This is a genomic window from Janthinobacterium sp. FW305-129 (assembly GCF_020858115.1).
Classification (GTDB): Bacteria; Pseudomonadota; Gammaproteobacteria; order Burkholderiales; family Burkholderiaceae_D; genus Janthinobacterium.
Genome location: NZ_JACYMM010000010.1, coordinates 240,473 through 251,390 on the forward strand (window position 1 = coordinate 240,473; position 10,918 = coordinate 251,390).

9 protein-coding genes and 1 tRNA gene are annotated in these 10,918 nt (G+C 62.1%); 3 read left to right on the top strand and 7 right to left on the bottom strand.

Going from position 1 to position 10,918, the window contains the following annotated elements; all coding sequences use genetic code 11:
* Nucleotides 1-100: 100 nt before the first annotated feature.
* The 5 genes from IGS61_RS20970 to IGS61_RS27905 all read right to left on the bottom strand — a co-directional run bounded on the left by IGS61_RS20970 (nucleotide 101) and on the right by IGS61_RS27905 (nucleotide 6,333).
* Entirely contained in the window at nucleotides 101-1,348 is a 1,248-nt protein-coding gene (locus tag IGS61_RS20970) for a DUF819 family protein (protein WP_230541404.1), read from the bottom strand.
* A gap of 183 nt (nucleotides 1,349-1,531) precedes the next feature.
* Complete coding sequence (gene trhP / locus IGS61_RS20975; RefSeq protein ID WP_230541405.1) at nucleotides 1,532-2,893, bottom strand: prephenate-dependent tRNA uridine(34) hydroxylase TrhP; 1,362 nt, start codon at nucleotides 2,891-2,893, stop codon at nucleotides 1,532-1,534.
* Between the two features lie 310 nt (nucleotides 2,894-3,203).
* Complete coding sequence (locus IGS61_RS20980) at nucleotides 3,204-3,455, bottom strand: DUF1059 domain-containing protein (protein ID WP_230541406.1); 252 nt, start codon at nucleotides 3,453-3,455, stop codon at nucleotides 3,204-3,206.
* Nucleotides 3,456-3,521: 66 nt separating this feature from the next.
* Nucleotides 3,522-5,876, bottom strand: a complete 2,355-nt coding sequence (locus tag IGS61_RS20985; protein ID WP_230541407.1) for an acyl-CoA dehydrogenase — start codon at nucleotides 5,874-5,876, stop codon at nucleotides 3,522-3,524.
* 124 nt (nucleotides 5,877-6,000) lie between these two features.
* Nucleotides 6,001-6,333 carry a hypothetical protein gene (locus IGS61_RS27905; RefSeq protein ID WP_099411717.1) on the bottom strand — a complete coding sequence of 111 codons (333 nt, stop codon included), beginning with the start codon at nucleotides 6,331-6,333 and terminating at the stop codon, nucleotides 6,001-6,003.
* 211 nt (nucleotides 6,334-6,544) lie between these two features.
* Here IGS61_RS27905 and IGS61_RS20995 point away from each other — a divergent pair, with 211 nt between their 5' ends.
* Nucleotides 6,545-8,062 (top strand): SEL1-like repeat protein, encoded by a 1,518-nt coding sequence (locus tag IGS61_RS20995; RefSeq protein WP_230541408.1) that lies wholly within the window; start codon nucleotides 6,545-6,547, stop codon nucleotides 8,060-8,062.
* 188 nt (nucleotides 8,063-8,250) lie between these two features.
* Here the strand turns inward: IGS61_RS20995 and IGS61_RS21000 are convergent.
* Nucleotides 8,251-8,326 (bottom strand) — tRNA-Phe (locus IGS61_RS21000).
* 119 nt (nucleotides 8,327-8,445) lie between these two features.
* Here IGS61_RS21000 and IGS61_RS21005 point away from each other — a divergent pair.
* A complete protein-coding gene (locus tag IGS61_RS21005; RefSeq protein ID WP_230541409.1) occupies nucleotides 8,446-9,216 on the top strand; it encodes a hypothetical protein in 771 nt (256 codons plus the stop codon).
* Nucleotides 9,217-9,258: 42 nt separating this feature from the next.
* Here IGS61_RS21005 and IGS61_RS21010 read toward each other — a convergent pair whose 3' ends face one another.
* Complete coding sequence (locus tag IGS61_RS21010; protein WP_230541410.1) at nucleotides 9,259-9,696, bottom strand: hypothetical protein; 438 nt, start codon at nucleotides 9,694-9,696, stop codon at nucleotides 9,259-9,261.
* Between the two features lie 207 nt (nucleotides 9,697-9,903).
* Between IGS61_RS21010 and IGS61_RS21015 the strand changes: the two genes are divergently transcribed.
* A complete protein-coding gene (locus tag IGS61_RS21015) occupies nucleotides 9,904-10,899 on the top strand; it encodes a cytochrome-c peroxidase (protein ID WP_230541411.1) in 996 nt (331 codons plus the stop codon).
* Nucleotides 10,900-10,918: the final 19 nt, after the last annotated feature.

Consider the following 10,918-nt stretch of genomic DNA (forward strand, 5'->3'; position numbering starts at 1 on the left):
AGGAGACTGCGGACGATGCGATGGGTAAACGACAACGCCAGCCCGAAGGCTGGCGTTGTCGTTACTGTTACGGGCTTGGCTGGTCAAGCCAGGATGAGCATCACCCCGCCATGTTGCGCAAGATCAAGCCCGTGATGTAGGCGCCATAGGTGCCCAGCGCGTAGCCGAGCACGGCCAGCAGGACGCCGACGGGGGCCAGGGCCGGGTGGAAGGCGCTGGCGATGACGGGGGCGGAAGCGGCGCCGCCGATGTTCGCCTGCGAGCCGACGGCCATGAAGAACAGCGGTGCGCGGATCAGCTTGGCGACGAGCAACATCAGGCCGCCGTGCACGGCGATCCAGATCATGCCCAGCAGGAACAAAAACGGCTTGTCGAGCAGGGCTTTCAAGTCCATGTGCATGCCGATGGTGGCCACCAGCACGTACAGCATGGCCGAGCCGATGGTCGAGGCGCCCGCGCCTTCCAGGCTGCGCGCCCGGGTAAAGCTCAGCAGCAGGCCGAAGGTGGTGGCCAGCACGACGATCCAGAAGAAGTTCGACGTCAGGCTGTAATCCTGCAGGCGCCATTCTGCCGGCAGGGTGTTGATCCAGTTGATGATGGGGCCGGCCAGGAAGTGCGACAGGCCCGTCACGCCCAGGCCCACGCCGAGGATGATCATGATGTCGGTCAGGCTGGCCACGCGCGCGTGCTGGGCACGGTAACTTTCGATGCTGTCCTTGAGCGCATTGATGGCGGTCAAATCGGCGCCAGTCCAGCGGTCGAAGGCGCCCGCGCGGCCGGCCAGGAACAGCAGCACGGCCGTCCAGACGTTGGCCACCAGCACGTCGACGGCGACGAACTGGCCGAACAGGGTGGCGTCCACTTCAAACACTTCCTTCATGGCCGCCTGGTTGGCGCCGCCGCCTATCCACGAGCCGGCGACAGTCGTCATGCCGCGCCAGGTGTCGCCCGCCACCGTTTCCGGGTGGATCAAACGCAAGGCTTCGAACGAGACGAGGGCACCCAGCATCACGCCGAGTGTTCCTGTGAGAAACATGATGATGGCTTTCGGGCCGAGGCGGATGATGCCGCCGAAATCGATGGCCACGCACAGCAGCACCAGCGCGCTGGGCAGCAGGTAATCGCGCGCCACGGCGTACAGGCCGGAAGCGTTGCCGTCGATGATGCCGAAGGTGTTGAGCAGCGCCGGGATCAGGTAGCACATCAGCAGCGACGGGATATACGTATAGAACTTTTTCCAGAAGCCGTTGGCGCGGGAGGCGGTCCAGAAGACGCCCCCCAGGGTCATGGCGAGCAGGCCGAGGACGACGGCGTCATTGGTGATGAGGGCAGAGGTGGCAGGTGGCATCGGGGATTCCGGTGAACGTGTCAGGGACGCACCGGATGCCGATCAGGCCCCCGGGCGCAGGGTGGCCGTATCGTATAGCAATGTTGAAGCCTAAACAAATTATTTAGGTGGTGTCAGCTGGAATTTCTCTTGTCAAATCAAACACTTGGAAACTGCTCGCCACCCGATGCAGCAGACTGGCGGTTACAAATAACGGGCCAGCAAGGCTTTATTCAGCGCCCCGTCGAGTTCGATGCGCACGAAGTGGCCGCTGCCGGGCGCCACCTGGATCTCGCTGCCATCGTCGGCCAGCATGCGCGCAATCGTGAAGTCGCGGTTGCCGCCCGGATGCAGGGCTTCGATACGGTCGCCCACGGCGAAGCGGTTTTTTACTTCCACCCTGGCCCAGCCGTCCGCCACGCTCAGCACGTCGCCCACGTACTGGCTGCGGTCCGCCTCGGATGCGCCGCGCATGTAGTTCTGGTGCGTTTGCGTGTGGTGGCGTTGATAGAAACCATCCGTGTAGCCGCGGTTGGCCAGGCCTTGCAGCTGGCCCAAGAGACCAATATCGAAGGGGCGGCCCGCCACGGCGTCATCGATGGCCTGGCGGTAGACTTGCGCCGTGCGCGCCGCGTAGTACAGCGACTTGGTGCGGCCCTCGACCTTTAGCGAATCGACGCCGATCTTGACCAGGCGCTCGATATGCTCGACGGCGCGCAAGTCCTTCGAATTCATGATGTAGGTGCCGTGCTCGTCTTCGAGGATCGGCATCAGCTGGCCCGGGCGCTGGGCTTCTTCAATGAAGTATGGCTGGTCGGCCAGCGGGTGGCGCGGCTGCTGGTGCAGGGCGGAAAACGCGTTATTGTCGGCTTCGGCCAGCGCCTGGTGAAATTCCAGCGGCACCACTTGCATGCCGCCCAGGTCGCCGCTGGCGTCTTCGGCGGCATTTTTCACCTTGTAATCCCAGCGGCAGGAATTCGTGCAGGTGCCCTGGTTCGGGTCGCGATGGTTGAAATAGCCGGACAGCAAACAGCGGCCCGAATAGGCGATGCACAGGGCGCCGTGCACGAACACCTCGAGTTCCATTTCCGGGCAGCGCTGGCGGATTTCTTCGATCTCGTCGAGCGACAGTTCGCGCGACAGGATCACGCGCGTCAGGCCCATGCGGTGCCAGAACTTGACGTCGGCCCAGTTGACGGCATTCGCCTGCACCGATAAGTGCACGGGAATCTCCGGCCACTTGTCGCGCACCATCATGATCAGGCCCGGGTCGGCCATGATCAGGGCATCGGGGCGCATGGCGATCACCGGTTCCATGTCGCGCAAATACGTTTTCAGCTTGGCGTTGTGGGCAAAGATGTTGCTGGCGACAAAGAACAGCTTGCCGCGCGCATGCGCACCGTCAATGCCTTCCTGCAAGGCTTGCAAGGTCGAAAAATCGTTATTGCGCACGCGCAAACTGTAGCGCGGCTGGCCCGCGTAGACGGCGTCGGCGCCATAGTCGAAGGCGGCATGCATCTTGGCCAGGGAGCCGGCAGGCAGGAGGAGTTCGGGAGCGTGGCGCATGGGCGAGGGGCAAAGCCGGCGATTGTAGGCCGGCTGGCGCCGGATTGCTTTGCCTTGAGTCAAGGGATTGACATGTGGTGCCAGCGCCGGTGCCCAGCAGCAGGCTGGCCGCCAGGTGGCCCAGGGACTCGTATGCATCGCGTCCCGTGCGGCGCGGCGCGCCGGCCCTGCAAGACTGGCCCGGCGCCGTCTGACTGCCGGTGATCGTCGTGTATGCGGCGCTGGTGCCGCTCGTGTCGGGCCTGGGCATCAGGGCGCCTGCCCGCAAGCTGGCGTCCTGAACTGTCAATCCCGTGTGACCGGCACGGGCTTAATGCGTGTGCGCGGCGCCGCTGGCGCTGCTGCCGGCTTGTCCTGTCATGGGCAAGTGTTCGGGCGGCATGCCGTCCTTGAACAATTGACGCAACTGCTGGCGCAGTTCCGGCGTGTCGTGGTGATGGTGTACCGAGACTGCGTGTTCCACAGCAATGCCCAATAGCTCTTCTTCGCTGTCGGCCGAGATCGCAACCGAGCAATGCGTGTCACTTGGGAACTCCCGGCAATCGATGAATTTGCGCGTCATGATCAACTCCTTTCTGCCAAGAGCGGGCACCGTGCCCGCTCCATTCAGTATAGGTCGCAATCTGGCTTAGGCTGCACGGCTGCTGGTATCGGCCCTGTGCACAGGCAAGTGTTTTGGCTGTGCCGCATCGGTGGGAAAATCGTTGACCTGTATCAAGCCGTCGACCAGGCGCGCATATTCCAGCAAGGTATTGTGCTCCTGGCAGCTGATGGTGTTTGCCGCCTTGGCCGCAGCCAGCCACGGCTGCATGGCGGACAGGCTTTGCGGCAGGTGCCGCAGGGCCGCGCCTGCGGGCGTGTCTTTCAGGCGTTTTTCGATGGACAGCACCTCCGGCAGCAGTGCCAGCGCCCGCTCGGCGCAAGCCACGGGGTCTGCCGCGTCGCTGGCGACATGGCCGTCGGCCAGCAGGCGTTCGCGGTCGGCGCCCGGCGTTTGCAGGGCCAGCGCCACTTCGCTGCCCAGCTCGTCGGACGGCGGACGGTGGGGCAGGCCGAACGGAAACAGCAAGGTGCGCAGCAGGATGGCCAGCACGCGCGCGGGGAAATTGTCGAGCACGCCCGTCAAGCCCTGCTGCGCCTTGACCAGCGCGTCTTGCAGCGACCAGTGCACATAGGGCAGGTCTGCCTCGGGCCGGCCATCGTCCTCGTAGCGCTTCAGCACGGACGAAGCCAGATACAGCTGCGCCAGCACGTCGCCCAGCCGGGCGGACAGCCGTTCGCGGCGCTTGAGTTCGCCACCGAGCACGAACATCGACATATCCGTCATGACGGCAAACGCCGTCGACAGCCGCGTCAGGGCGCGGTAGTAGGGCGCCAGTGCCGGGGCGCCGGCGTCGGGCACGGCCGCCAGGCGGGCGCCGCCCAGTCCGTACCACAGGCCCCGTGCCAGGTTGCCCAGCACAAAGCCCACATGGCCGAAGAAGGCCGCATCGAAATCGCGCAAGGCCTTGCGGCCATCGCTTTCGTTGACGGCGGCCATTTCCCTGAGTACATACGGATGCGCGCGGATGGCGCCCTGGCCGAAGATGATCAGGCTGCGCGTGAGGATATTGGCGCCTTCGACCGTGATCGCGATGGGGATTTGCTGGTAGGCGCTGGCGAGGAAATTGTTCGGGCCCACGCAGATGCCCTTGCCGCCAAGAATGTCCATGCCGTCGTTGACGAGCGCGCGTCCCCGCTCCGTGACGTGGTATTTGACGATGGCGGAAATGACGGCCGGCTTTTCGTCCAGGTCGACGGCGTGCGCGGCCAGGGTGCGCGCCGCGTCCATCAGGTACAGGTTGGCGCCCATGCGGGCCAGCGCTTCCTGCACCCCTTCGAACTTGCCGATCGGCATGTTGAACTGGCGCCGCACGGCCGCATACGCGCCGGTGCCGCGCACGGCCATCTTGCCCATGCCCACGCTGGACGAGGGCAGCGAGATGGCGCGTCCCGCCGCCAGGCATTCCATCAGCATGCGCCAGCCTTTGCCCACTTGCGCCTGGCCGCCGATGACCCAGTCGATGGGAATGAAGACATCGTTGCCGGACGTGGGGCCGTTCTGGAACGCGGCGTTCAAGGGATGGTGGCGGCGGCCGATCACCACGCCGTCGTGGCTGGCGGGGATCAGGGCGCAGGTGATGCCCGGTGCATCGTTGTCTGAGAGCAAGTGGTCGGGATCGCTGGTCTGGAAAGCCAGCCCCAGCAAGGTCGCCACGGGCGCCAGGGTGATGTAGCGCTTGTTCCAGGTGAGGCGGAAACCCAGGGTGGGGCGACCTTCATGCATGCCCATGCACACGACGCCCAGGTCGGGGATGGCGGCCGCGTCGGAGCCCGCATACGGGCTGGTCAGCGCGAAACACGGGATCTCGGTGCCGGCGGCCAGGCGCGGCAGGTAGTAATCTTTCTGTTCTTCGGTGCCGTAGTGCAGCAGCAACTCGGCCGGTCCCAGCGAATTGGGCACCATCACGGTCACGGCCAGCGCCGAGCAGCGGCTCGACAGTTTCATCACCACTTGCGAGTGCATGTAGGCGGAGAACTGTTTGCCGCCATATTGCTTGGGAATGATCATGCCGAGGAAACCCTGGCTTTTCATGTAGTCCCAGGCTTGCGGTGGCAAGTCGAGTTGCTGTTGCGTTTCCCAGTCGTTGACCAGTTCGCACAGATGCTCGACGTCATGCTCAAGAAAATCGCGTTCTTCGGCCGTGAGCGTGGCGCGGCCATACGCCAGCAGTTTGGGCCAGTCGGGCCGGCCGGAAAACAGGTCCGCATCCCACCACGTGGTGCCCGCCTCGAGCGCGTCGCGTTCCGTGTCGGACATGCTCGGCAGGATGCGCTTGAACAAGGCCAGCAAGTGTGGGGTAATCAGGGCGCGGCGCACGGGGCCGGGCGCGAACAGTAGAACCAGGCCCAGCAGGGCCACCAGCAATATGAGCGTCAGCATGCGATATCTCCCTGTGTAATGACAACAGGGTAGGCCGATGCGGCCGATGTTACTGTGCGGTACTGCGCATACGCAGCAACGCCAACCGCAGGGGTTGGCGTTGTGGTGTCTGGCGTGAGGCGTATTAGCGTTGCGGAACGACAATCACTGTGTCGCCCGTCTTGCCCTTGGCACCGTCGTCGCCCTTGGCGCCATCGTTGCCTTGTGCACCGGTAGCGCCCTTGGCGCCATCGTATCCGGCGGCACCGCTATCGCCGGTCTGGCCCGTGGCGCCGGTGGCACCGGTTGCGCCGGCAGGCGCTTCAGCGCCCGTGGCGCCCGTGGCGCCGGCAGGACCAGGCGCGCCGGCAGGGCCAGGAACGACTTGGACGACAGTCGGCGCAGGTGGCGCTTCGCGCTGGCAAGCAGTCAGGGCGAGGGTAGAGGCGAGCGCGAGCAATATCAGGGTAGGTTTCATGATGCATCCTTTGGCAGTGAGCCGTAATGTACGGAACGGCTCGACGGCGTCGGGCGCGAGTTTCGCATGGCGGTGTGGCGGGGAAAACTGACCAGGCGACCCATCTGCCGTGTCGCGCGGGGCGCTGGCGGCGGGAGGGGAAGTGATGGTCTGCCTGCAGCATGGGCTCTTGGACGGCTGCAGTCCGTTCGTTTGCGTACATAGCGGCGCGATGAAAAGTTTTTGCTATGTGCTGCTGAATTCTTGGTGTCCGGCGGGTATCGAACCACCGATGCAAGGATTTTCAATTTCGATGCTGGGCGATATTAAACAAATTACATTTTTATTTATATTCGAGATAATTCCTGGAAATCAACATAGTGCGATCAATCTGGCATCCCGGAGTACGGTGCGCGCACATCAAACCATAGTTGATCAAGGGCAACGATCTCTCATTTTGGTCATTGGCTGCCGCATAAAAGGTAGACACTATCCGCTGACCAGTCCGAGTGCCTGTTCGAAACGAACGTCGGCCGAACGCTTCGGCCCGCATTCCAATGTAGCGACTTTCCGTCTAAATGGTTTGGAAGAAATTTTTTCTGATAAAGGTCATTCAACCATGAAATTCTATTTTGTGACATGTCTGTTGACACTCGCACTTGCTGCCGAAGCGGCTATGTCGTCCCCGACATTAGACGAAGTCAACACGGCATATGAGGCGAAAGATTACCCTGCGTCTTTAACGGGCTACGCGAAACTCGCTGCGGATGGTAATGCAGTGGCGCAGAACAAGTTGGGCGAGATGTACGCCAACGGCGTGGGTACTTCAAAAGATGAGCAACGGGCGGTTTCATGGTATCGAAAAGCTGCGGAGCAGGGCTTGGCCGATGCGCAGCAGAACCTGGCGGTAATGTACGGCAAAGGAAAGGGAGTCCCCCAGGATTGGCAACAGGCTCTGGCTTGGCATCACAAGGCGGCAGAGCAGGGCTACGCTCTCGCACAGTTTTTCATGGGAGGGATGTACGAATTCGGACATGGGGTTTCCAAGGATCCAGTGCAAGCTATCAGTTGGTATCGCAGAGCCGCCGATGATGGGTTTGCTCGTGCGCAATATCGTATGGGAACGGCAGCGGCAGACGGGTGGGGCATGCCTGAGGACGGACAGCAGGCGGTGACCTGGTATCGCAAGGCTGCTGAACAAGGGCATGCCAACGCACAGCTTGAATTGGGCTTGGCGTTCGCCAGTGGGGATGGTGTCCCGAAAGACGAGCAGCAAGCGGTGAACTGGTATCGAAAAGCGGCGGCGCAGGGGAGTTCGCGTGGACAGTTCAGTTTGGCATTGGCTTATGTCAACGGTACAGGCGTCCCGCGTGACGAAGAGGAAGCTTCGACCTGGTATCGGAAGGCTGCGGAGCAAGGCTACGTCGACGCACAATACAATCTGGGTGTGCTGTATGCCAGCAGTCGCGGGCCTATCAAGGATGAGAAGCAAGCGGTTAAATGGTATCGCCGAGCGGCGGATCAAGGCGATGCTGGTGCGCAGTACAATTTGAGCTTGATGTACCTTTACGGCAGAGGCGTCCCGCAGGATATTCAGCAAGCTTATTTCTGGTGCCTGTTATCTAGCTTCAGAGGCCATAAAGCCGCAACCCTATCCAGGCTACTTGCTTCCTTTGACAGCAATGAGACAGACGCGGCGCATGAAAAAATGTTTGCAAAGGTTAAGGCATGGGTGCCAAGAACTGAATAGGCCTACGCCCTGATCTCAGGCGGTCGTGCTCGGCATGGTGGAGTATATTGACGCTGAGCAACAAGCGGAGCCGCCCGAAGTACGGCGGCCGACCAGGCATCATAGATGGGCCGGGACACAGATTTTTTGAGCCAGTAAACAAAAAGCCAACCCGAAGGTTGGCTTTGTGCTATGTGCTGCTGAATTCTTGGTGGCCCGGGGCGGAATCGAACCACCGACACAAGGATTTTCAATCCTCTGCTCTACCGACTGAGCTACCAGGCCAAGGCGGCGAATTATAGCAGAAAGACTTTCCACCTGACCAGAGCTAGCTGTGTTCAAATGCAACAGATGGCCAAAACATGGTGTTTTGGCATCCTTGTATGAGCTGAAGGGATGTGGCGATGCGGCGACGTATTGGAGTGCAGGGCCTGGCGGCTGCGGGCTTGTTCAGTTTGTTTTGCGGTACGGCGCGGGCCGATGGCCTGGCCGATCTGAATGCGGCGCTGGCGCGCTTGCAGGGGCAGTTGCCCATCAAGGCGCAGGTGGAGTCGAAAACCTGGCGCCGCGAGGGCGAGGGCAAGGCGGCGGAAGAGGATAGCGGCCAGGCCACGGTGGCTGTCGAAGGCGGACCGGCGGGCTTGCAAGTGCTCTACGGCAAGGACTTGCTGGCGAAAGTGGAAGCCGAGCAGCGCGCCAGGGTGAAAGATCCGAAGGTCAAGACGCCGATCGGCTTTGCGCTGGGGGAAATGAAGGCGGCGGAGTTGCGTTCCATGGTGTCGGCGGCCGATTCCCTGTCGCGCGAGATCGAGGAAGCCGTGTTCAGCGGCGAAAAGATGGATAGCTACAAGGGCAAGCCGGCACGCCTGCTCAGTTTTACCTTATCGCTCGACAAGGTACCTGAGAAAGACCGCAAGTATGTGAAGAAGTTCGACGGCGGCATCGAGGTGTGGATCGCCGCCGACGGCACGCCGCTGGCCAGCCATTTTCACTTTGACGTCAGCGGGCGCGCTTTCGTCGTCGTCAGCTTTACGCAAAAGACGGACGAGACGCGCCTGTATGGCGTCAGCGGCGACCGCTTATTGTTGCTGCGTAAGGAAAGCAGGAATGCCACCTCGGGTGCGGGCGAGAAAGTGGAAAGCAAAATCATCAAGACCTTGCAGCTGCAATCCTGAAATGTTGCAAAACCTCACAAGCCGCTGATCCAGCGGCTTTTTTTACATCGCCGAACTGCCGCCCAGGCCGCTCTTTTGCAGCACGCAGCGTCCCGCTTCGCAGGTGGCGCCCGGGTCCGTGACGATGGAGCAGGTCGACATCATGCCGTCCGCCTGCTGCTGCTTGCGGCTGGCCTCGGCGTGCGCCTGGGCCAGCGCCTTGAGTTTCTTGCCGTCATTGCTTTTGCTGGACCAGGCCAGGTAGCGCTCGGGGCCGCCGCAAGCCTTGGCGCCGATGGCGATGGTCTGGCATTGCTGGGTGGAGTCGCAGGCGGCGGCGCCCGCTTCCGCCTGGATTTGCGCCAGCAAGCCGGCATTGCCGGGTGCGGGCGGGGCATCTTGTGCGGGGGCGCTGCCGCAGGCACTGGCGCCCAGCAGCAGGAAGCTGGCGCATGCGGCGCGCAGCAGGGGCAACAGGGCGGAGTAGGTTGGCGTTTGCATGCCCTCATCATGTGCCACGCTTGCCCAAATGGCAAGCGCGATTCGCATTGGCCAGAACCTTGATCCCCGTCATTTTCATTGTCAAGCAGTCAAAGTTAATATAAATCAACATCCAATCTGCGATGTACGGGTGGCAACCGGGCCGGTGCGCTGCATTCCCGCGCCGGCGCGTGCCGCCGATTCGGGAATGTTTCCAGGAGTTAGACTATGCGCCGCACCCTCTCACCCTTCCTCTTCATCACCAGCCTGGCCTTCGGCGGCGTCCTGCATGCCGCGGAAAAGGAGCCGATCCAGCCGATCAAGGCCGCCAAGGTGGCCAATCCGGCCATGGTCGAGCTGGGCAAGAAACTGTTTTTTGACCCGCGCCTGTCGCGCTCCGGCTTTATTTCCTGCAACAGCTGCCATAACCTGAGCATGGGTGGCACGGACAATATCAAGACTTCGATCGGCCACAACTGGCAGCGCGGGCCGATCAACTCACCCACGGTGCTCAATGCCAGCATGAACGTGGCGCAGATGTGGGATGGCCGCGCCAAGGATTTGCAGGAGCAGGCGGACGGCCCCATCGCCAATCCCGGCGAAATGGCTTTTACGCACGAGCTGGCCATCGACGTGCTGGCCTCGATTCCCGCCTACCGCAAGGAATTCAAGCAGGTGTTTGGCCAGGATAAATTGACCATCGAACAAGTCACGCGCGCCATCGCCGTCTTCGAGGAAGTGCTGGTGACGCCCGGTTCGCGCTTCGACCAATGGCTGATGGGCAAGAAAAGCGCGCTGACGAAAGACGAGCTGGCCGGCTACCAGTTATTTAAATCCAGCGGCTGCATCGCCTGCCATAACGGCCCCGCCGTGGGCGGCAATACTTTCCAGAAGATGGGCGTGGTGGAACCGTATAAAACGGCGATGACGGCCGAAGGGCGCTCGGCCGTGACGGGCAAGGATGCGGACCGCTTCAACTTCAAGGTGCCGACCCTGCGCAACGTGGAATTGACGTACCCGTACTTTCACGATGGCGAAGCGGCGACCCTGACGCAAGCCGTCGACGTGATGGGCCGCTTGCAGCTGGGCCGCACGTTTACGCCCGATGAAAACGCGAAACTGGTGGCCTTCCTGAAAACCCTGACGGGCAAGCAGCCGCACCTCGTGCTGCCGATCCTGCCGCCATCGAGCGACACGACGCCGCGGCCCGTGCCGTTTGACTGAATGAGTCTATGAAAAATGC

Excerpts from the sequence above, each read along its gene's own strand:
- IGS61_RS21005 (WP_230541409.1), top strand. The coding sequence starts at position 8,446 with ATGCGGCGACGTATTGGAGTGCAGGGCCTGGCGGCTGCGGGCTTGTTC.
- IGS61_RS20970 (WP_230541404.1), bottom strand. The coding sequence starts at position 1,348 with ATGCCACCTGCCACCTCTGCCCTCATCACCAATGACGCCGTCGTCCTC.
- IGS61_RS27905 (WP_099411717.1), bottom strand. The coding sequence starts at position 6,333 with ATGAAACCTACCCTGATATTGCTCGCGCTCGCCTCTACCCTCGCCCTG.
- IGS61_RS20980 (WP_230541406.1), bottom strand. The coding sequence starts at position 3,455 with ATGACGCGCAAATTCATCGATTGCCGGGAGTTCCCAAGTGACACGCAT.
- IGS61_RS20985 (WP_230541407.1), bottom strand. The coding sequence starts at position 5,876 with ATGCTGACGCTCATATTGCTGGTGGCCCTGCTGGGCCTGGTTCTACTG.
- IGS61_RS20995 (WP_230541408.1), top strand. The coding sequence starts at position 6,545 with ATGAAAAGTTTTTGCTATGTGCTGCTGAATTCTTGGTGTCCGGCGGGT.
- trhP (WP_230541405.1), bottom strand. The coding sequence starts at position 2,893 with ATGCGCCACGCTCCCGAACTCCTCCTGCCTGCCGGCTCCCTGGCCAAG.
- IGS61_RS21010 (WP_230541410.1), bottom strand. The coding sequence starts at position 9,696 with ATGCAAACGCCAACCTACTCCGCCCTGTTGCCCCTGCTGCGCGCCGCA.
- IGS61_RS21015 (WP_230541411.1), top strand. The coding sequence starts at position 9,904 with ATGCGCCGCACCCTCTCACCCTTCCTCTTCATCACCAGCCTGGCCTTC.